A 21,586-nucleotide genomic window follows, 5' to 3' on the forward strand; every position below is an offset into this window, starting at 1 on the left:
TCATCTCGTCTAATCTGCAATGGTGACCATGAACTCCCCCATCCCCGCTTCCGATACCCCCGTCCTCAAGCTGGGCACGCGAGCTTCGAAGCTTGCCCTCACCCAATCGCAGATAGTGGCGGACGCGATCGAAGAAGCTGGCACACATGCGGGCACCCCCGTCCGCGTGGAGCTTGTTCATATCACGACTCACGGCGACGTTGACCCAACTCCTCTGTCGAAGCTGGGGGGAGCCGGGGTATTCGTTGCCCACCTGCGCGAATCTCTACTGGCTGGCGAATGCGATATTGCCGTGCATTCGTGTAAGGATCTGCCGACCGGCGATATTGACGGTTTGTCCCTCGTCGCGATGCCACCGCGCGAGGATGTTCGTGACGCTCTCTGTTCGCGAGGTGGCGCGCCGTTGGCAGAGCTTCCAGAAGGCGCAAAGGTTGGCACGGGTTCTCCCAGGCGTAGTGCGCAGATTCTGGCTACCCGCCCCGACATTCAGATCGTCGATATTCGTGGCAATGTTCCGACGCGCCTCGCACGCATCAACGAAGATCTGGACGCCGTCATATTAGCAACCGCAGGGCTCAACCGTTTAGGCATGTCAGAGGCGATTGCACAGTACCTTCCGACCAATCAGATGCTTCCTGCCGCCGCCCAAGGGGCACTGGCTATTGAAGTGCGATCCGACTGGGATCCCGCGTTGATCGCTCTTGTTGCGTCGTTGGATGACCCGGCAACACACATCGGCGTAACTGCAGAGCGCTCGCTCATGAACGCATTGGGTGCCGGATGCGCTGCACCACTTGGAGCGCTTGGCACAATCGACGACGGAGTATTGACCCTGCACGGACGCGTGATCGCGACCGATGGCAGCCAGGTGCTTGAACGTGTGGCCTCGTGCCCCATTCCCCAGGTCCACGATTCCACGTCCGCGATCTCCACCGAGACGCACGAGGCCGCAATCTTACTGGGACGCGCGCTTGCGCAGACCCTGCTTGGGGCGGGGGCCGAAGAAGTCGCTGACATACACGCCACGAAGAATCAGACGAAATGAGCACTGACGCACACGTCTTCATCACGCGCTCGCATTCTAAGGAGCGCCCCGACCCGTTTGGGCAGGCGATCGAAGCCCTCTCGACTCCGAACGTTCACGTTCACGCTGAATCTTTGGAACTCACTCGCACCACAGTGAGTGACGAGGAGTGCAAGCGTTTCGCAGATGATCTCATGACGTACGCGTCAACGGGTTCGTGCGGATGGATTCTGTTTACTTCAGCGCGCACGATTCGCGTATGCGCACATCGCATCGAGAATTTTGTCGATTATATGAAGTGCGTGCACGAACGAGGCGCGCGCATCGGCGTGGTTGGCCCCGCCACAGCAAAAGCATTGAAAGCGCTCGGCATCGACGTTGATCTGCAGTCCGAAGGGTCCGGGGAGGACTTGGCGAACGCTGTTGTCGCTTTCGATCGCGAGCGCAGTGTCCAGACTCGTGAAGTACTACTTCCACAGTCGGCAATCGCCAGGGTTCAGCTTCGCCAGATACTGAGCGAGGCCAGCTATCCTGTCCGTCATTACCCGGTCTACACAACGGTCACGATCGCTCCACGGTATTCTCTCGAGCTTGCCAGAATGTGCTCGTCCACCTACGTGGCCGCAACGGTCATCACCGCCCCCTCATCAGCGCGAGCTTTGAAAGACGTTGCGCCCTACTTATTCCCCCATATCCCCGTCATTGTGTTGGGACAGGCGAGCGCCACAACGATGGCAGAGATCGCTCCCGAAGCTCAGGTCATTGTCGCCGATCATCCCACTCCTGACGCGGTTGCCGACTGTATCAAGCGCATTCTTGAAACACATGCTGGTCATTCACCACAGAAAGGGATCTGACTTTCCATGACTTCTCCCGCTCCATTCTTCCGCCCCCGCCGAGTTCGACAGTCTGCTGCGATGCGTGGCCTCGTCCGCGAAACTCGAGTGAGCGCCCAGCAACTGATCGCACCCGTGTTCGTCCGCGAAGGCATCGACTCTCCCGTGCCGATCACTTCAATGCCGGGCCAGTTCCAGTTCGACATTGATTCGTTGCGTCGCTACGCAGCCGAGTGCGCCGAAGCTGGCATCGGCGGGATTGACCTGTTTGGTGTGCCCGAGGTGCGTGATCCGACCGGTTCGCAGGCGTGGGCAGAAGACGGGATTCTGAACCGTGGCATCACTGCCATTGCCGAAGAAGTGGGCGACGCACTCGTCATCTGTGCCGACACCTGCCTCGACGAATTCACTGACCATGGGCACTGCGGTGTCCTCGACGAACAGGGTCGCGTTGACAACGATCCAACCTTAGACCTGTACGTCAAGATGGCTCTGTCTCAGGCTGAAGCCGGCGCCCACATGGTGTCCCCATCGGGGATGATGGACGGCCAGGTGCGCGCAATCCGCGAAGCGCTTGACGATAATGGGCACGCAGACGTTGCCATCCTTGCCTACTCGGCAAAGTACGCGTCCGCGTTCTACGGCCCATTCCGCGAAGCCGTCGACTCGACCCTGAAAGGCGACCGTCGCACCTACCAGCAGGATCCCGCGAACAAGCGCGAAGGCGTGCGCGAGGTTCTGCTCGACATCGAGGAAGGGGCTGACATCGTCATGGTCAAGCCCGCGCTTGCCTACCTTGATGTTTTGGCTGAAGTCGCTTCACTGTCGAGCGTCCCAGTCGCCGCCTACCAGGTGTCCGGCGAATACGCCATGGTCGAAGCAGCCGCCGCAAACGGGTGGATCAACCGCGATGCCATCATCGACGAATCCATCACCGCGATCGTGCGCGCAGGCGCTGACATGGTGCTCACCTATTGGGCGCTTGAAGTTGCCAAACGCTTTCGAAAGTAAACCCGCGCACCACCCAGCGACACCCGGCAACTGCGCAAAACAGCGCAAAACTGACCGGCCTCGTCAATTTCTATACGACGTTAGACTCATGAATATACGGAGAACCCGATGACCACCAACGAAGAACTATTCACCCGTGCTTTAGGCGTGATTCCCGGCGGAGTTGATTCTCCCGTGCGCGCGTACGGATCCGTCGGTGGCGTCCCGCCGTTCATCACATCCGCGAAGGGCGCATATGTGAAGGACGCGACTGGGCGCGAATACGTGGACCTGGTGTGTTCGTGGGGACCCGCCCTGCTGGGACACTCGCACCCAGCAGTCATCGAAGCCGTTCAGAAGGCGGCAGCGAAAGGCTTGTCGTTTGGCGCGCCGACCGAGGCGGAAGTTGAACTCGCCGAACTGATCCGTTCCAGGGTGAGCCCCGCCGAGCGCGTCCGTTTCGTCTCCACCGGCACTGAAGCCACCATGACCGCCATGCGTCTGGCACGCGGAGCGACCGGTCGCGACCTGATCGTGAAGTTTGCCGGCTGCTACCACGGGCATTCTGACGCCTTGCTTGCGGCCGCCGGATCGGGGGTTGCTACCGGAGGTTTGCCCGGATCCGCGGGCGTGCCGACTGCGGTCACCGCTCAGACGATCGTGTTGCCCTACCACGATGAGGTGGCCCTCGAAGAATGCTTTGCCACCCGCGGTCAAGAAATTGCTGCCGTCATCTGCGAAGGTGCGCCGGCCAATATGGGCGTCGTTGATCCCGGATCGTTCAACCTAGCGATTCGTCGCGTCACTGAAAAGTACGGTGCGCTGATGATCTTGGACGAGGTATTAACCGGCTTCCGCGTTTCCGCCGGCGGAATGTGGGGCTTGCGTTCAGCATCCGAAGGTGGTTGGGCACCCGATCTTTTCGCGTTCGGGAAGGTTGTCGGTGGCGGTATGCCACTGGCGGCGGTCGGCGGACGCGCAGATGTGATGAACCTGCTGGCTCCGCTCGGTCCCGTCTATCAGGCAGGAACCCTGTCCGGCAATCCGCTGGCGACCGCAGCCGGTATTGCCACCCTGAAGCTTGCCGATCAGGGCGTGTACGACCATGTTGACTCAGCCGCGCAGACGGTCATCGACATCGTGTCGTCTGCCCTTGTCGCCGAGGGTGTCCCCTTCGGCATTCAGCGCGCCGGTTCACTGTTCTCCATCGCGTTTGGGGACGAGGCCGCGCAAGCTCCACTGGTCAACTACGCCCAAATGCAGGCGCAGGACACGTGGCGTCACCCGGCGTTCTTCCATGCTTTCCTTGATGCCGGCGTTTCCTTGCCACCGTCGCTCTTCGAAGCGTGGTTCGTGTCAGCCTCGCATGGCGAACGGGAGTTTGAAGCAATTGCCGCGGCGGCTCCTGTAGCGGCGCGCGCAGCTGCACGCGCCGTAAAGCCACAGTGAAGGCTCGCCTGCGCCCCCACAATCTGACGAGAATGTCAGAGCACTACCCCCTCCTGATAGGGCGTGCCCGCTACCTGGTTTCCCAGACAGCGGGCACGTCTTTCTAGACGCTTCTTCTACGCGAGTATCTTGAGGGAGCTACGGCTTAGAAGGGCTCGTAGAAGTCACGACTCATAAAAGCGCCGTAGCCCGCGGAGGCATTCCAACACAGCACACGTATGCCCTATACGCCACGGTGTCCCCGCTGACGTGCTCGTCAGCGGGGACACCGTGCGCTCAATGCGTGAAAACAGCGACCAGATTGGCCTACTTCAGACGCTGGCCTTCCCTGTAGACCTCAGCAACCTCAAAATCCTCGGTAAAGACAACGGCATTCAGGACGACACCAGGGGCGAAAGTGAGGGTCACGCCAGCGCGTCCCTCGATTCCGAGCACCGCGGCGGGCGCACCAACGCCTGCGCGAACAACCTGTTCAATGCTCAAGAATCCGCCTCGCACCAAGCGTTGCAGTTCCTCGGCGATACGAGCCGTGCCACCGGCAATCGTGTCCGTTCCTGCAAGAACAGCAACACCGTCAGTGATGTCCACGTCCAAGCCACCTAGCTGGTAATGACCGTCGGGCATACCAGCGCCCGCCATCGCGTCGGTCACGAAGACAACGCCGTGTGGGTTTTCAGGCTCGACGAAGCGGACGACGTCAGACACCAAGTCAGCGTCCACGTGGATCGTGTCAGCAACCAGTTCAACGGCGACCTCACCCGCACGAGCAGCAACGAGCAGTTCCCGGACAGGACCAGGAGCACGGTGCGTGATCCCAGGCATTGCGTTGAACAGGTGCGTCGCAGTCTGCGGCAGAGTCTTGAATCCGATCTGCTTCGCGTAGGCGGTCGTCTCAGCGATGACCTCGCGAGTACGAGGCCCCGACGACACCGTGTGCCCCCACGACGGGATTGCGCCGTAGTCCAACAGGAGCTTCGCAGCCTCGGTAGCACCTTCCACTTCGGGAGCGATCGTCATCGAGCGAATGTAACCCTTGCCCGCTTCAAGCCACGTGCGTAGCTCATCAAGGTCGGGGTTACGTACCGCTTCCGGATTCTGCGCACCACACTTGTGAGGCGAAATGTACGGGCCCTCCATGTGGATGCCAATCAGATCACCGGACTCGCAGGCTACGACGAGTTCGCGGATCGCCGGCAATGGGTCCACCAACGACACCGTTGACGCCAGCATTGCCGTCGTCCCCATCTGACGGTGAGCGTTGATCGCCGTCATGATCTTTTCAAACGTCGGCTCATCCGGGAACGAGCATCCCCCGCCACCGTGGCAGTGAATGTCAATGAAACCCGGAGTAATCCAGCCCTTCACAGACTCGTCATACGGCAGAACCTCGACAACGCGACCATCCTTCACAACCAGGCCGGAACCACGCGTGTGACCGTCAGCGTCCAGTACCTGCCCGGTTAGAGTGACGACAGAGTCCTCGTCGACCAGTCCGTTGACTGGGAGTGCACCCGCGGCGCTCATCGCAGGATCTCCCACGCGTTCGTGTACACCTCCTTGTGGGCGAGCTTTGAGGCAGCCGCTTCGTCGAGCAGAACCGTGACGCTGGGGTGCATCTGGATGATGGACGCCGGCCAGAGAGCCGAAACGCCACCCTCGATCATCGCTGCAACCGCGTCAGCTTTGCCTTCTCCGGTGACGATCATCAGCAGGTGCTTCGCATCCATGATCGTGCCCAGGCCCTGCGTCATGCAACGGGTCGGAACCTGGCTCACGTCGCCGTCGAAGAAGCGAGAGTTATCTTCGCGAGTCTGCTTGGTCAACGCATCAACGTGCGTGCGCGACACCAGCGAACCGCCCGGTTCATTGAAGCCGATATGACCATCTGAACCGATGCCGAGGATCTGCAGGGTCACGCCACCAGCAGCCTTGATTGCCTCGTCATAGTCTTTCGCTGCAGCCTCAAGATCGTCGTCGAAACCGTTGGGAACATTGAGGTTTTCTTCGGTCAGGCCGGTCTTGTCATCACCGACGAGCTCGCGGGACAGTACCTTACGGTAACCCTCCGGATGATCCTCGGCGATGCCGACATACTCGTCAAGCGCGAACGCCTTGAAATCCGTTAGAGAGAACGTCCCCGCTGCGTGAGCATCGCGAATACGAGCATAAAGAGCCAAGGGAGTAGAACCCGTAGCAACACCCAGCGTCTTCACGTCGGCGACCGACAGGACATCAATCAATTCCTTGATAGCGACGTCTGCAACTTCGTCAGCCGTCTTAAAAATACCGATCTGCATGGTGTGGGACTCCTTTGATGACCCAAGTGCGTCTTTTAACCGATGCCATCAGTTTATGATTTGGACGATTGTCGCGGAATACGTTCACCGCATGTGCGAAGCGCGGTGGAATTATGCCCATAACGTAACGCCAATCATGCCACCGGAACCGGCGACCACAACACAACCCCGCCATTCGTTGAAATGGACTAGCCCCAAAAATTGGACTGGTTTCATTCTAGGCGGTTAGCGCTTCAAGGGCGGAGACGGCGGGATTCGAACCCGCGGTACGCTTCAACACGTACACACCCTTAGCAGGGGTGCGCTTTCAGCCACTCAGCCACGTCTCCAGTACGGAAGTACCCACTAATCCTAACGGGTTTCGATGCCGTGAGGGAAATTGGCGCATCGAAATCACATGACGAAAGCATGGCACTCCCCGATGGAGAGAACTCGGCTCAGTCGAGCCGAGTTCTCTCGTCCTCAGGAACGATCAACTGTTACGAACGATCAACCGTTACCGAGTCTTCATCCTTGCGACGACGAGATATCAGTGCACCAACACCCGCTAGACCAACAAGCACTGCCACTCCGAGAAGTCCCACAATCGATGCACCAGTGAGTGCAAGCGTGGATTCAGCTTTCTTCATCGGCCTCCCACTCAATGGTGTAGCCACTTCGTTTTTCCCACCGCTAGGCTTTGCCACCGCAAGTGCACGAATAGTTACCGGCTCTTGCATGGACTGCTCGAAAAGAATCTGAAGCGTCTGAGTTGCAGGGACCTTCACCGTAGGCTTCAAGATCTGGGTCGGTAGCTTCGCACTCCACGTGTCTCCATCAACCGTTCCAGCAACCGGCTGATCGTCAACTTCAAGCATTGGAGCTTTAACTGCACACGCTTGAACCTTGGACTGATCTGCAACTGCACCCAGGGTTAAGGTAGCTTGGATCTGCGGGTCATCCTTTGAATCCAGCAGAACGTAGTCGGGCTTCTTCTTGGAAACACACGCAAGGTTTGCTTCGCCAGGAGCGCCCTTGCCATCCACCTTCGGAAGGTAGAGCGGATCGGGCGAGCAGGTTCCCTCCGCATCATTATTAAGCGAAGCAGTCCAGTTCGTTGATTCGATACCTGCATGCTTAATCGTCAGATATGTAACGTAAAGATCCGCCTGGGGGTTAGCAACTTGCTCAGCATTGGCGACAAGTTCGAAAGAGGCTTCTTCACCTTCGGTGACACTCTTTTGGGTTTGCCCCGTTATCCCCTTGTACTGCCAACGATCCTTGGTTTGGTGAGTAACGGTTGCAGTGCCCGACAGTTCAGCTTTTGAGGACTCCACAGTCACCGATTGCTGGGACTTCGAATCAATGTCGCACAACGCGTTTACGGTCGGGGCAACAGGAGCCTTTGCGCTGGTTGCGACCGTGAACGAGGGGACGTTTGCCAGATCCTTACCGTCAACGTTCACCACCGGCGTGTGCGTTTCAGTCATGTCGTGATCTGCCGGAGCGGTGCGAGTGACGCTCACCGTTGCAGTCCAGACATTGTTTTCAATAGTGCCAGTGGCACGCTTCCCATCGATCGTAACGACGGGGTCAGCAGGAAAAACAGGTTTGCCCGGCTCCGGTTGGGCTTGCGAGGCAATCTGCCAGGCTCCATACCTTTCATAACCCCACTCTGACGCGGGATTATGGTATGCACTGAGCCAGTAGGCGTTGTCGGGAAGCGTGCACGTTACCTCAACAGTTGATCCTTCGGGCATCTTTTGGCTGGCAGGAGTACAGGTTGCAGGCAGATGCTTCCAGTCCTTGGTGTCGATAAGAAACTCGACGTCGTAGTTAGTGAGTCGCCCCTTTTCGTTTTCGACGACGAATGTTGCCTTCTTTTCTTCCTTCACCTGCTGAAGCGGGATCGACACGGTGTAGTCAACGCTGACGTCTGCTTTCGGTTCAACGTCGAAACGGCTGGCGGCAAGTGGCTGGACGGTAGCGTCGCCGAGAGCCATTATGGGTCCCGGCTGAGTGTCAGCGTAGCGCGCACGCATGGTTCCGAACATGCTCGAAGCCGGGCTGTATCGGTCGCCGGTCAGGTTCGCCCCGGCCGCCCATGCCGTCGGGGTGACTAGGATGCTGGTAGCAAGAACCACACATGTAGCGACTCCAGCAACACGCAGTTGAACTTTCATGTCTACTCTCATTTCTGGGACTTTTTAGGCATGGCTACATTACATTAGGCTCACCTTATTTCAAAGGTGAAGGCACGCATCTATCCGCGCACCCTGACCCAAATAAAGCCCGTCCAGCACCCCTAAGATTCGGGCATTAGCCCTCATTAGCCCCAAGATCCAGCCCGCCGTAACACACCCGCCCCTCCAGATCAGAAAGATCAACAAGGGCAGAGTTTTGGTTCCACACGTGCATGGGCATCCACCGCACGTTTTGTTTGACCCATTGGTTGAGGCGAAGTTGTCGGAAGGTGTTTTCTTCAGCTGGTTTTGAAGGGTCCTGGGTTTTGTTCCTCGGTTTTATCGAGGAGGATAAGGGCTATGGCCCAACATTATTCGCAAGAGTTCAAAGCTTGAGCAGTGTGTCTTGTCAAGGAGCGGTTAAAACAGGACCCGGCATTGTCCATGAGGGTGTCAGTGGCGCGCGTCGGGGCAGATCCCCGATCACTACTCAGCCCACACACGTACCGGATAGGCGACCAGACCTTATGGAGCGTAACTTCCGCGCTAAGCACCCCCATCAGCTCTGGGTTGCTGATATTACCTATGTCCGCACCCGGGCCGGGTTCGTTTACACAGCGTTTGTCACCGATGTATTCTCACGCATGATTGTGGGCTGGTCCACCTGATCAACCATGCGAACCGAGGCATTGCCATTGGAAGCCCTTGATCAGGCGATTAGCCAGGCCAAAGGGGAATCTCGCCTCGCTGGCCCACCACAGTGATCATGGCTCTCAGTACGTCTCCAGCGCTTATGGAAGTTTGCTTGCCGAGCATAGTATCGCCTCGTCCACTGGAACAGTTGGAGACTCTTACGATAACGCTCTAGCAGAAACAATCAACGGGCTATACAAGACCGAGCTGATCTACTCCCAGACCTGAGCAGGAGTGACGGAGGTCGAGTTCGCGACGATGAACTGGGCTCACTGGTAGAACACCAAGCGGCTACACGAAGCTCTTGAGCACCACACCCCAACCAAGATCATCACAACTTATAACCAGACCCACGCCAGACAACTGGCACCCAATTTAAGAAGCAGAACAAAACCCAAGACACTTCATTTCGCGCTCAAATTGACATGAGGCACCACGTACTTTTCATGACAGAAGTAGTATTTAGAAATTACAGATAGACCCGGTAGCGTCTTCGCCACAACGACTGCACGCAAGATCTCAGGGCAGCAGTAACCACGGACATTTTCTGGGGATACTTTCAGGGTAGAAAATCTACCTTTGCGGACGGGCGGGAGCCTCAAAACCCTCCCGCTTGGCGTGGTTTTTATACCGCTTAGTTCAGATTACTTGTACTGCCGGCAATAAGGCTTTTAACTGTAAGTAGCAGATACGCAAACGTCCTGGTTTTACGGATTATCGCCGGTAAGTGAGAGAGGAAAGGAGTTGGAACGGAATGAAATTCACGCTCACGATTGATCCCACCGTAACTGAAACTATCGTGAAGGTAACGGCGCGGGAGGTCGATGCTGAGGTGCAAGCGATTCAAAGGCTTGCTTCCGGTAGCCTAGATAGCTCTTCCTCCCCCGCAGTCGAGCGCCCGCTTCGCCGCCTCATCGGGACAAGTGGCAATGACGCCACGGTGTTGGAAGTGCGTGCGATCCTCGCGTTCTTTACTGAAAAGAAAGCGGTGTTTGCTCACACCAGTAAGGGTGATTGGCGGATCAAAGCCCGAATGTACGAACTCGAAGAATCTCTACCTGCAGGCGATTTCGTACGTATTTCACAATCGGAGATTGTCAATATTGCCGCGATTAAGAAACTTGATCTTTCTTTCTCGGCAACGATTAGTGTGCAGCTAAAAGATGGCTCGCGCTATTACGTCTCCCGCCGGCAACTTCCAGCTTTCAAATCCAAACTCGGAATCTAACCCCCGCAGAAAACCTCTAACTCACGCAAAGGATAAAACCCATGGAAACTAAAAAAATAATTGGTCTCACCCTGGTAGGGGCTTGCATTGGGATCACTATCGGCACCAGTATTGAACTTATTTTTTCTTCTCTTTCCTCCTCTAGCTGTTACCCGGGAGTTCCAGAATTCTTAAACAGTTTTGGAAACAAAAACGTGGCAGTATTAATTGAGCGGCTTATTTACGCAGCCTACGGCATCATTAGTAGTTTTGCGGGGCTGCTGTACCGTAACGAAACCCGCCCGCTTATCCTCAATACCGCCCTGCATTTCGGGATCATACTTATCTGTGGCATCGCAGCTGGCAGTTACCTTAAATGGTGGGGATCTAACTTCGATATGCTCGGCGTAATCATCACAATAGCGCTTATCTATCTACTGATTTGGCTATTCAATTGGCTAGTGGCTCGCGCCGAAGTCAAAAAGATGAACCAAAAATTGCGATAAAGCCGGGTTAAGCGCCACCCCATCGACGACATACGAGGTGCACAAAAAAGTGTCGCGACATTGCACAACACAATGTCGCGACACATACCAGAGCGGAGGGCGAGGGATTCGAACCCCCGGTGCCATTGCTGACACAACGGTTTTCAAGACCGTCACCTTCGGCCACTCGGTCAGCCCTCCAGTGGGATTCAGAGTACATGAAAAACATTCAAACTCAGAACCGAACAAACACCTGAGGCCACGGAATGCATCATGATGACACAATCCGTGGCCCCACGGTAAGCGAGAAGATCAGTCAAGCGTGGCCGGCCTCGTCAATCAGTAACGGAACCACCACCCAACTGAGATTCTCAGTGGCGGAAGTGGAACAGGTTCCACGACTTCTTATCCGACGGCGCCTCTTCCGGATGATCCAACAGTCCGCGCGACAGGGAGGATGCGTAGGGCGGCCAGAGCGGAACTCGGACGGCAAGCATCGCCTGAACAGCGTGGTACACATCCCAGCGCGACGACTTCGCCGCAACAACGGACTGGTTGTGCGCGTCGAGGCGACGAACCCAGCGTCCCGGCTGAGAAATCAGGTAGTCATTAACGAAATCAAGGAAAGAACGGTAACAGTGTTCGAAGTGCTCAACCTCGCCGGGAGTGACGCCGTCATCTAGGTAGGCACGACGCAGGGACGCCGCCGCGGTAATGCCCTCACAGACAACCCACTGCTGGTGCTCATCTTCCCCTGGGACGGGCTCACCCATGGCATCAACGCAGGTGGCGAAACCAGGTTCGCCGTCGCAACGACGCCAACCATCAACGCGAGCGCGTTCAAATAGTTCGAGGCCCATTTCCATCAGATAGTCGGGCACGGTGCGATCCATGGAACGTAGGCCGGCACGAATCTGCAGGGCAAGGCGCGACCACTGCAGAGCATGACCGGTGACGTAGCCGTGGTAGACGCGACGCCCGTCGCTCTGCCCCTGAGGTTCTCCGGTCAGCGGCCGCCATGAGTTGTCGTAGTACTCGGGCAGGCGCCAGTTGTTTGTGGACGCGGTGCGATACACGAAGGCCGCCATCGCTTCGGCGCGTTCGAGCCAGACGGGGTCGGTGGTCGCTTCGGCGGCAGCAAGGTAGGCCTCGGCAGTGTGGAGTAGAGTGCCCATAGTGCGTACCGGCAACGCTTGCGTGAATGCTTCGTCGAATTGATCAACGACTAGGCCATTTGGTTCGATCCAGTGGCGTTCTTGGTCGTGGAGCAGGGTGGTCAGCAATTCGTGGGCAGCCGGGCGGTTGGCGACCGCGGCTGCGGCAACACCAAGGATCACGTACGCGTTGTGGTACTGCGACTTGTCACGGACGCCGTCATCCCACGGGACGCCGTGTCCGTCGGCGTCGGGGTCAGACTTGATGGAGGTCCACATGCCCCCGTTGACAGGGTCAACGAAGTAGCGATTCATGCACTTGATGGCATGGTCGGCGTAGCGACGTGTGCCAGGCAGGCCCATCAGAACACCCAGCGAGAAGACGTATGCCATTCGCGCGGTGACGGCAAGGTCGATGCTTCGGGTCGGGTCAGGTTCGCCCTGATCGGTCAGATGCGCGAAGCCCGTGGGCACAATCGCCCCTTCTGCTTCGGCGATTAACGCTTGCATTTGGGCTGATAGCCACCTGTTGTGCTCAATAGAGTCGAACCACCCCACGAGGGCCTCCTGCATCATCTTCGTTGCATGGTCACGTACGCGCACCGGAGTGACCGGCGTTACATATACTAGCGGTATTGGTGACTCGTCTGCGAATTCGGTTCACGAATACTGTCACTTTTCGCTTTTCATTCATCGACGAGGCCGGCTCCACTTACCTATTCACCTACCCATTTTGTTTCGCCAGTCGAAAATGACTCCCCATTTCGGCGCGCGAGTGTCAGACTGTGACCATGCATGAAAGAGCTGGCACCATCGCCCTTCCAGAAGACCTCATTAACGTCGACGAGGTCGTTTCCGCTTACTACGACATCGAGCCCAATCCGGCCAAGGTCGAACAGCGCGTCTCATTCGGTACGTCCGGTCACCGCGGATCGAGCCTGAATGGCACCTTCAATGAAGCACACATCGTTGCAACCACCGCGGCGATCGTTGAGTACCGTGCAGCCCAGGGTTTTGATGGCCCGCTGTTTATCGGTCGCGATACCCACGCTTTAAGCGAGCCCGCCTGGCGCACCGCTCTTGAAGTTCTGGCTGCCGCCGGTGTGCGCGTGAAGATTGATGCTCGTAATTCCTACACGCCCACCCCGGCGGTTTCTGTTGCCATCCTTGGCGCCAATGGCGCGCCCAAGGCTCTGCGCACATCCGGCCCGGGCTTGGCTGATGGCATTGTTGTTACCCCGTCACACAATCCGCCGCGCGATGGTGGTTTCAAGTACAACCCGCCTCACGGCGGTCCGGCTGATACGGACGCCACCGGTTGGATCGCAAACCGCGCAAACCAGATCCTCGAAGATGGCTGGCGCAAGGTTCCGCGCATCATTGGCACCTCGTTGTTCAACGATGAGCACCTGGAGAAGTTCGACTACCTGACCTACTACGTCGACCAGCTGGATACCGTCATTGATATTGACGCGATTCGTCGCGCCAATATTCGTATCGGTGCCGATCCGCTGGGTGGCGCATCGGTTGACTACTGGGCAGCGATTGCTGAGCGTTACGACCTGGACCTGACGGTTGTGAACCCGACCGTTGATCCGGCGTGGCCGTTGATGACGCTGGACTGGGATGGCAAGATCCGCATGGACTGCTCATCCCCGTACGCAATGGCCTCCCTGCGCCAGGTAATGACGCCGGACGCTAATGGCAAGACTCCGTATGACATTGCTACCGGTAACGATGCTGACTCGGACCGTCACGGCATCGTCACCCCCGACGGTCTGATGAACCCGAACCACTACTTGGCAGTTGCGATCGAGTACCTGTTCACGCACCGCCCGAACTGGCCGACGGATGCTGCGATCGGCAAGACGCTTGTTTCATCGTCGCTGATTGACCGCGTTGCTGAATCCATCGGCCGAAAGCTGATCGAGGTTCCGGTTGGCTTCAAGTACTTCGTCCCCGGTCTGCTTGATGCGTCGGTCGCTTTTGGTGGCGAGGAATCTGCCGGAGCTTCCTTCCTGCGCAAGGATGGCACGGTCTGGTCGACGGATAAGGATGGCATCATCCTTGCTCTGCTGGCTTCCGAAATCACGGCTGTCACCGGTAAGACACCGTCGCAGTTGCACGATGATCAGGTTGCTCGCTTCGGCGCTTCGGCCTACGCCCGTATTGATGCGGTCGCGAGCCGTGAAGAGAAGGCAAAGCTTGCAGCCCTGTCATCTGACGACGTGACTGCGACGGAGCTTGCTGGCGAGGCCATCACCGCGAAGCTGGTGCGCGCCCCGGGTAACGACGCTGCGATCGGTGGCCTGAAGGTGACAACCGAGTCCGCATGGTTCGCCGCTCGCCCGTCCGGCACCGAGGACGTCTACAAGATCTACGCCGAGTCCTTCAAGGGGGCCGAGCATCTTACCCAGGTCCAGGAGGCCGCGAAGAAGGTTGTGTCTGATGCCCTTAGCTAAGTCTGAGTAGCAAGACATTCGTTTGACGAGGCCGTCGGGATTCACCAGAATCCTGACGGCCTCCCGTGTTGCGAAACCGATCTGTCCCTGCAGGGATACTCACCACCACATGGGCTAAGAAGGCACAGCTCAGTAGCCCCATTAAAAACGGTCTTGCCGGGACAGCTTCGCCCCCGCTACCAGCCACGCAAATCCTTACACCCATGCCTACCGACACCTACATAGAAAACGCCTGGAAACAAGCCAGCCTGAAACACCAAACCGACGGAGTTATCCCACAATGGGCAGACGCCATCGCATGAAACGAACTACGCCACTCCACCCCATACAACAACGTCTGGGACTACCCCCCCCCAGCAACACAATTTGTCCTATAACCCAAAACTTGCCACCGTCCCTCCCGACATCATGACCTTCAACGGCACCGCATTCCAATACAAGGCTCACCCACTGCAGGTCCACGTCAGCAAGCACATCCGCGTGTGGTTCCTCGAAGCGGCCACGACAACTTCGTCAACCACGCCATGAGTTACGCCGAAAAGGGCCAGCAAGAAACCTTCGAGGTCACCGAATAGGGGTGAGCAACCCCTCCATGAGACCAGTTCGCCACATCGATAGAATGCAAAGGTGTTCAAGTCATACGCGGAAGTCCTACGCCTCAACAGCGCATGGAAATTCTCGATCTCCGGGCTCATCCTGCGACTGCCCATGTCGATGATCGGTATATCCATCATCCTACTGATCAAGGCAACCTACGGTAACTACAGCCTTGCTGGCCTAGTATCCGCCGTGAACATCATCGCGACAGCTCTGGCCGCACCCACACTGTCCCGACTGGTCGACCAATACGGCCAAACAAAAATCATGGTGCCGTCCCTGATCATTTCTGTCGCTAGCGTGTCCGGCATGCTTGTGGTCGCACTGCTTCATGCGTATCCCGGCCTCGTCTGCCTTTTCGCAGCACTTGCCGGAGCGACCTGGGGATCCCCATCCGCGCTCGTCCGCTCACGCTGGGCAAAAACCGTACAACGCCCCCGCCAACTCACCACCGCATACGCCTACGAATCCGCGATGGACGAAGTCGTCTACACGCTCGGCCCTGTACTCTCAACAGTCCTGGGCACCGTTTTCCACCCGGCACTCGGCATCATCCTGATCGTCGTCTTTGTCCTCATCGGAGGCATCGGATTCTTTAGCCAGCGCGCAACCGAACCTGAGCCCTCGCCTCGACCTACCGGTCACCGCCGTTCATCCGTGATCCGTACACCCGCCGTCATTGTCCTCGCCCTTACCTACGTCGGCGCTGGCATGATGTTCGGAGCAAACGACGTTGCCGTCGTCGACTTCGCGGACGCACTCGGCTACCCCGCAATGTCGGGCGTCCTGCTCGCACTCTTCTCGCTGGGATCAATGTTCGCTGCGCTCGTCTACGGTTCGCGCACCTGGCAAGCCCCCATGTGGAAGCTCTACGCGATCGGCGTCTTCGCGCTCGCCATCGGGTCAAGCATGTACCTTCTGGCACACTCACTCCCCGTCATGGCCGTCATCATGCTGATCGCAGGCGTCGCATGCGCGCCCACCATGACGAACGTCAATATGATCGTCGCGCGAGTCGTCCCCTCTGAATCCCTCACCGAAGGACTCACCTGGATGTCGACCTCCCTCAACCTCGGCTTGTCCATCGGGTCAGCTCTTGCCGGCCCTGCCATCGACACGCGCGGATCGTACGGCGGATATCTGTTCATGGTGGTCGCAGCCTGGCTAATGGTGCTGCTCATGCTGGCTGGACTGAAGATCGTGCGTAACGCGACGAGTGGCGCAACCTCGACTGCCGAAGTGGCACCCGTGCCAGACGAAAGCAACACCCCCTCCGCGTCGGGCCATGCAACGCAGGAGCAGGACGCGGACGGGCAACAAATCGGGCACAATGGAAGCTGACCCTCAGGAGATACATGCTCGCCGAACCGCTTATCGATGACGAAACCCCGTCATTTCTGCTCGCACTGACCTCGTCAGTTGGCGAGGCAAGCTCCCGTATCCTCGCACGCGCATTGGAAGAGTGGGGCTTCATCCCCGGCATTGTCGGCTTCGGTGGGCACGGTTCCACGCGCAGAGCGCGCATCCTGGGGCGCGTGCTCATGGAACGCACCGCCGACCAGCGTTCGTGGCTGGCCGAGCGACGCGGATGGCGCCAGTTCTTTGATGCCCAGGTTCCTCGTCAGCCTGTTTTGGTCACGGTTGGTTGCCAACGTCGAATTACTTTCGCTGATCGCGGTGGCTACATTGACCTGACCGTCGAGGGGCATGGTCTGACGCCGGGCTGGCATGACGCGTGGATGCAGGTTCTACACGAGGGGGATCTTCATACCCTAGGCATCGGCGAAGGCGAGAGTCTGACAACGCAAGATGCCCTCCGCCTGTCGGGACAGACGGGACACGGGTCGCAGAGGATCCGCGCAGGGAAGCCCGTTTCCGTTGCGTTGCGCATCGCTGGTGATAACGAGAAGTTCGGCGTCGTGTCTGACATTGATGACACGGTGATGGTGACGATGCTCCCGCGTTTGGTCACTGCCGCGAAGCATTCCTTCGTTGACCGTGTGTCGTCGCGAGAGGCTGTTCCTGGGATGGCGGGCTTCCTGACGTGTTTAGCGGACATGGCGCACCGCCAAGCTTCGGCTCACCGCCAAGCTTCGGCTCACTCGCACGCCCCCCACCCCCAAACCAAGGACAAGCACACTCCCGTAACTTCGGCTGAATCGACAATCCCCCAGACTTGCGTCGACTCCCAGCACGAGGCGTTGCACGCTCCTCTTATCTACCTGTCGACGGGTGCGTGGAATGTTGTGCCCGCACTTCGCGACTTTCTGGATCGCCTGAATTATCCGCGTGGCGGGTTCTTGATGACGGATTTTGGGCCGTCGAATACGGGTTGGTTCCGCTCGGGTTTTGAGCATAAGCGTCGCGAGTTGCGAAGGCTTGCTCGGATGTTCCCGTCGATGAAGTGGTATTTGGTTGGCGATGATGGGCAGCGCGATCCGGAGATTTACGCTGAGTTCGCGCGTGAGCACCCTGAGAATGTTGCGGGGATTGCGATCCGCTCATTGTCGGAGATTGAGCAGTTTATGTCGCACGGTACTTTCGAATGCCTGTATCCGGATGCGTTACGCACAGTGCCGAGTTCGATTCCGGTGTGGTTCGGCTCAGACGGGGACGCGTTGAGGGAACATTTCCGTTCCGTGTTCTAGGGTGCTGGGGTACGAGGCCGCGCCTACATCTTCAGCTTGAATACCTACTCTGGGCGCGATAGGAAACTGGATATTACCCGGATAAACGCGTGGATAGCACGCGTTTTAGCACAAGAACAGGTATGCCTAGGCGCTAGGAATACCAGGTCGAACCGACCTAGCAGTCAGGAAGCAGATTCTTCCGTCGCAGCTTCTTCAGGCGCGCCGGACTCAGGGGTTTCGCCCGATTGCCCGGACTGGCCCGACTGTGCGCCGAGCTGCCCACCGTTTGCGATCAGCTCAAGGTCATCATCAGACAGGGGCAGGCACTGGGCAGGAGCTGTAAGAGCATCGGTGGACTTGAGGATTTGCTGGATTTCATCAGCGCTCAATGCGCCGTCATAGAACGTGCCCAGCAGAACGGTGACAGATTTGTCGGTTGCGTCGGTCAGGACGACCTTCGAGTTCGGGAAGAATCGCGCGACCGTGTATGCGTCAACAACGCCAGCGATGCCGGTATCAATTTCAACAGTTCCAGCGTATTCGGTGGAGTAGTTACCCGGTTCAGCGGGGGCGAAGCCTGCTGCGGTCAACATTTCTGTTGCGTCAGAGGCGATGCCTTGACGCGACGTGGTGTTTAGAACTTGAACTTTCACCGATGCGGGGTCAACCGGGAGTGCTTTTTCCGGTGGGCACGGTACTTTACCGCTGGTGGCGAACTTTTCTGCTTTCGAGAAGGAGTTGCCAAAGGGAGCTGAAACAATTCCCGTCAGAATCAGCGCACTGAGCAATGCAAGAACGAGCATGATGACGATCGTCACAGCGAACGTCATGTTTTGGCGACGCTGGCGTTCTTGAAGGAAGCGCTGACGAGGGCTAAGTGCGGGATGCGGTTGACTCACGTCTTTAACCTACTCGAAAAGTGGCCGATTCGGCAGGTTCGCAACACAACTATGGTCTGTCGTACGTCCGCTTTTGAAAGCCGAAGTGCATTTTTGCCCAGAAAGAGTAGCGTGTTAGGGAAAGCTAACTTTGTGAAAGGACCACGATGGGTTTCCTCTCTGATGACCTGCTTGCTCGTATTCACGAGCGCGCTACCGTTCACGATCAAGAGAACACGTTCCCGACAGACGATCTGGCAGATCTGCGCGAAGCTGGTTACCTGGCCGCTTTTGTTCCGAAGGAATACGGTGGCGCTGGCCTGAGCCTCGTTGAAATTGCAGCGGAGCAGACGCGACTTGCGAAGGCAGCTCCGGGCACGGCGCTTGGCATCAATATGCACCAGATCATCGTGGGCCTCGGCCGTCACCTGGTGCGCAACGGAAACGATCGCGGCGAAGTGATCCTGCGCGACGCGGTTGCCGGTGAGCTTTTCGGTTTCGGCATTTCCGAGCCGGGCAACGACTTGGTTCTTTTCGGTTCGATCACGAAGGCGACGCCGGATGGCGAGGGTGGCTACTCATTCGAGGGCACGAAGGTCTTCACGTCTCTTGCTCCCGTGTGGACGCGCCTGCTGACCTTCGGTCGCGATGATTCGGGCGAGGACGGCCCGCACTCGGTGTTCGGCATCATGCACCGCGAAGATGGCGGTTTCACGATCAAGGATGATTGGGACACGCTTGGCATGCGCGCAACCCAGTCGAATACGACGATCCTCGAAGGCGCTCACGTGCCCGCCGATCGTATTCTGACTCGTTGCGAGCCCGGCCCGTCAAAGGATCCGGTTGTTTTCGGTATCTTCTCGAACTTCGAAATTCTGCTGGGCGCCACCTACCAGGGCGTGGGCGAGCGTGCGGTTGAGGTCGCTGCCGAGCACGTGAAGACTCGCAAGTCGGTGAAGAACCAGACGGTGTACTCGAACGATCCGGATATTCGTTGGCGTATCGCCGAGGCCGCGCTGGCAATGAACGCGGTTGGCCCGCAGATCCGCGAGCTTGCTCGCGACATTGATGCCGGTGTTGACCGTGGTCCGATCTGGATGCCACAGTTGTCGGCGGCAAAGAATGCTTCCGCCGAGGCCACTCTTCGCGCAGTTGAGCAGGCAATTCGCGCGTGCGGTGGCTCGTCCTACTACAACCGTCACGAGCTGTCTCGCCTCTACCGCGATGCTCTCGCTGGTCTCTTCCAGCCGTCGGATCAAGAATCGTTGCACGGCGCGTGGGCGAACGTGGTCCTTGGCCCGATCGAAAAGTAAGGCTCACACCGACGCAAGCGGGAAGGCTACGGGATCACCCAGTCGGCGCAGATAGTCCAGTTCGTAGTTTTCCCCAATTGACGAGGCCGGCGCCCCTCACACCACGACAGTGTGTGAGGGGCGCCGGTGCGTTTCAGGGGCGCGAGCCTATGAGGCGCTCGCATGTTCCCTTACTCTCGTGTTCCCTAGTTGTGGCGTTCAGACGTGGAGCTCATTGGTTCCAGATGAACTGGGACGGCAAGATTTCACCCTTGGTATCGAACATCCAGCCTTCGCGAGCAACAGCGAAGGAATTGCCGGAAATCGTGTTCCAACAGGAGATACCGTCTTGAGTTGAGATGCAGGCGACATTTCCGTTCTTCACGTACGAGCCGTACGCGAGGGAGCTGATGTATTTGCCGTTCATCGGCGGGTCAATGTTGGAGCAGGAATAATTCGTGTTCTTGGAGTCGACGGTGAAGAGTGCGCCTCGGTTGTCACCACACACCTCATACCCGGCCGCGCCAGTCCAGTGGGTTTCATTGATCTGGCAGGAAACCATGTCTCCGCCAAGAGTGCAGATGATATTACCGGACGGAGCTGAGAACGTATCAGCAACCATGGCGCTTGACGGCGCCGGATACTTTTCTTTTACCTCTGGCTTCGCCGACTGCGGTTGCGCGGGAGTTTGCGCCTGCGTATGTGCCTGAGCCGACTGCGTCATTGAATCAGCGGACGTGTCGCTCGACGAACCTGAATCAAACCAACCGGCGAATGCTCCAACAGCGCCAATAGCAAGAACGATCGCGATCACCGCTAGGACGGCCAGAATGATCACCAGTGTTTTGTTCGTGGAGTTCTTTGCAGGCTGCATCGACACGCCCTGAACGGGGTATTGTCCCTGGTAGTTCATGGGCTGTTGGTATCCCTGTTGCGGGATTGTACCTGCGGGCATGTAGCCAACGGGCATCTGCCCCTGGCTGGGCATGGTGACTTGGTCAACCGTGGTTTCTGGCTCTTCTTCGACCTGAGTAGACTCAAGGGTAACGTCCTGCGCCGGCTCTTGTACCTGAGTGTCCGGCTGTTCAATCGCATCAACGAACGTTGGGGTTGAGGCATCGGCCGACTGAGCCGTAGGTGCGCTAGCTGGCACAGCCCCCGCATCGAATGCACGACGCTGTGCGACTGCAGCGACAACCTCTGGATTGCCAAGTGACTCCATCCAGTCAAGCAGGCCAGCGTAGGCATTCGGGTGGGCTGCGATTGCCGTATGCAAGTCTGGACGCACCGCAGCAATCAGACGAAGATCATCTGCGCTGGTGTTGGGGTCCGCGACAGCGAGTACCGCATCGGGAGCATTTTCAGACGTAGCCATGGCATTCCTTCATATCTTTGGCACACGAGTTGTCTTGCGACCATTGAGCTTGTGC

17 protein-coding genes and 2 tRNA genes are annotated in these 21,586 nt (G+C 57.9%); 11 read left to right on the forward strand and 8 right to left on the reverse strand.

Annotation, left to right across the window (positions count from 1 at the left end):
- Window positions 1-28: 28 nt before the first annotated feature.
- The 4 genes from hemC to hemL all read left to right on the forward strand — a co-directional run bounded on the left by hemC (window position 29) and on the right by hemL (window position 4,299).
- On the forward strand, window positions 29-1,045 hold the full coding sequence (gene hemC, locus QP381_RS06805) for a hydroxymethylbilane synthase (protein WP_179370306.1): 1,017 nt from the start codon (window positions 29-31) through the stop codon (window positions 1,043-1,045).
- A complete protein-coding gene (locus QP381_RS06810) occupies window positions 1,042-1,881 on the forward strand; it encodes a uroporphyrinogen-III synthase (protein WP_285068150.1) in 840 nt (279 codons plus the stop codon). Before hemC ends, QP381_RS06810 begins: the two co-directional genes overlap by 4 nt.
- Before the next feature lie 6 nt (window positions 1,882-1,887).
- Window positions 1,888-2,871 carry a porphobilinogen synthase gene (gene hemB / locus QP381_RS06815; protein WP_285068152.1) on the forward strand — a complete coding sequence of 328 codons (984 nt, stop codon included), beginning with the start codon at window positions 1,888-1,890 and terminating at the stop codon, window positions 2,869-2,871.
- A gap of 108 nt (window positions 2,872-2,979) precedes the next feature.
- The gene (gene hemL, locus QP381_RS06820) at window positions 2,980-4,299 is read left to right on the forward strand and encodes a glutamate-1-semialdehyde 2,1-aminomutase (RefSeq protein WP_285068154.1); all 1,320 of its coding nucleotides are present in this window, start codon (window positions 2,980-2,982) and stop codon (window positions 4,297-4,299) included.
- 306 nt (window positions 4,300-4,605) lie between these two features.
- Here the strand turns inward: hemL and QP381_RS06825 are convergent, their stop codons facing one another.
- The 4 genes from QP381_RS06825 to QP381_RS06840 form a co-directional block, all read right to left on the reverse strand.
- Window positions 4,606-5,838: an N-acetylglucosamine-6-phosphate deacetylase gene (locus QP381_RS06825; RefSeq protein WP_285068156.1), complete on the reverse strand. Its 1,233-nt coding sequence runs from the start codon at window positions 5,836-5,838 to the stop codon at window positions 4,606-4,608.
- Window positions 5,820-6,596: a glucosamine-6-phosphate deaminase gene (gene nagB, locus QP381_RS06830; protein WP_179370010.1), complete on the reverse strand. Its 777-nt coding sequence runs from the start codon at window positions 6,594-6,596 to the stop codon at window positions 5,820-5,822. The genes QP381_RS06825 and nagB overlap by 19 nt, the downstream gene beginning before the upstream one ends.
- Window positions 6,597-6,836: 240 nt before the next feature.
- Window positions 6,837-6,925: transfer RNA gene (locus QP381_RS06835), tRNA-Ser, on the reverse strand.
- 150 nt (window positions 6,926-7,075) lie between these two features.
- The gene (locus QP381_RS06840) at window positions 7,076-8,758 is read right to left on the reverse strand and encodes a hypothetical protein (RefSeq protein ID WP_285068157.1); all 1,683 of its coding nucleotides are present in this window, start codon (window positions 8,756-8,758) and stop codon (window positions 7,076-7,078) included.
- A gap of 527 nt (window positions 8,759-9,285) precedes the next feature.
- Here QP381_RS06840 and QP381_RS09685 point away from each other — a divergent pair.
- From QP381_RS09685 to QP381_RS06855, 3 genes are all read left to right on the forward strand, one after another.
- Window positions 9,286-9,426: a DDE-type integrase/transposase/recombinase gene (locus QP381_RS09685; RefSeq protein WP_006680413.1), complete on the forward strand. Its 141-nt coding sequence runs from the start codon at window positions 9,286-9,288 to the stop codon at window positions 9,424-9,426.
- A 779-nt stretch (window positions 9,427-10,205) separates the two neighbouring features.
- Window positions 10,206-10,679, forward strand: coding sequence for a LytTR family DNA-binding domain-containing protein (locus QP381_RS06850; RefSeq protein ID WP_179370013.1), 474 nt, complete (start codon window positions 10,206-10,208; stop codon window positions 10,677-10,679).
- A 41-nt stretch (window positions 10,680-10,720) separates the two neighbouring features.
- Window positions 10,721-11,164 (forward strand): DUF3021 domain-containing protein, encoded by a 444-nt coding sequence (locus tag QP381_RS06855; RefSeq protein WP_179370014.1) that lies wholly within the window; start codon window positions 10,721-10,723, stop codon window positions 11,162-11,164.
- A 93-nt stretch (window positions 11,165-11,257) separates the two neighbouring features.
- Here QP381_RS06855 and QP381_RS06860 read toward each other — a convergent pair.
- Together QP381_RS06860 and QP381_RS06865 are read right to left on the reverse strand one after the other, a co-directional pair.
- Window positions 11,258-11,344 (reverse strand) — tRNA-Ser (locus tag QP381_RS06860).
- Window positions 11,345-11,514: 170 nt separating this feature from the next.
- Window positions 11,515-12,855 (reverse strand): AGE family epimerase/isomerase, encoded by a 1,341-nt coding sequence (locus QP381_RS06865; protein WP_179370015.1) that lies wholly within the window; start codon window positions 12,853-12,855, stop codon window positions 11,515-11,517.
- Window positions 12,856-13,088: 233 nt separating this feature from the next.
- On the opposite strand from QP381_RS06865, the gene pgm reads away from it, so the two are divergent.
- From pgm to QP381_RS06880, 3 genes are all read left to right on the forward strand, one after another.
- Complete coding sequence (gene pgm / locus QP381_RS06870; RefSeq protein WP_285068159.1) at window positions 13,089-14,759, forward strand: phosphoglucomutase (alpha-D-glucose-1,6-bisphosphate-dependent); 1,671 nt, start codon at window positions 13,089-13,091, stop codon at window positions 14,757-14,759.
- A 627-nt stretch (window positions 14,760-15,386) separates the two neighbouring features.
- Window positions 15,387-16,697 carry an MFS transporter gene (locus QP381_RS06875; RefSeq protein WP_179370016.1) on the forward strand — a complete coding sequence of 437 codons (1,311 nt, stop codon included), beginning with the start codon at window positions 15,387-15,389 and terminating at the stop codon, window positions 16,695-16,697.
- A gap of 14 nt (window positions 16,698-16,711) precedes the next feature.
- Window positions 16,712-18,004 (forward strand): App1 family protein, encoded by a 1,293-nt coding sequence (locus QP381_RS06880; RefSeq protein WP_179370017.1) that lies wholly within the window; start codon window positions 16,712-16,714, stop codon window positions 18,002-18,004.
- Window positions 18,005-18,168: 164 nt separating this feature from the next.
- Here the strand turns inward: QP381_RS06880 and QP381_RS06885 are convergent, their stop codons facing one another.
- Complete coding sequence (locus QP381_RS06885; RefSeq protein ID WP_006680420.1) at window positions 18,169-18,885, reverse strand: LytR C-terminal domain-containing protein; 717 nt, start codon at window positions 18,883-18,885, stop codon at window positions 18,169-18,171.
- Between the two features lie 146 nt (window positions 18,886-19,031).
- On the opposite strand from QP381_RS06885, the gene QP381_RS06890 reads away from it, so the two are divergent.
- Window positions 19,032-20,177 (forward strand): acyl-CoA dehydrogenase family protein, encoded by a 1,146-nt coding sequence (locus QP381_RS06890; protein WP_179370018.1) that lies wholly within the window; start codon window positions 19,032-19,034, stop codon window positions 20,175-20,177.
- 211 nt (window positions 20,178-20,388) lie between these two features.
- Here the strand turns inward: QP381_RS06890 and QP381_RS06895 are convergent, their stop codons facing one another.
- Complete coding sequence (locus QP381_RS06895; RefSeq protein WP_285068161.1) at window positions 20,389-21,531, reverse strand: variant leucine-rich repeat-containing protein; 1,143 nt, start codon at window positions 21,529-21,531, stop codon at window positions 20,389-20,391.
- Between the last annotated feature and the right edge of the window lie 55 nt (window positions 21,532-21,586).

The sequence above is a fragment of the Pauljensenia sp. UMB6358 genome (assembly GCF_030216865.1).
Taxonomy (GTDB): Bacteria; Actinomycetota; Actinomycetes; order Actinomycetales; family Actinomycetaceae; genus Pauljensenia; species Pauljensenia turicensis_A.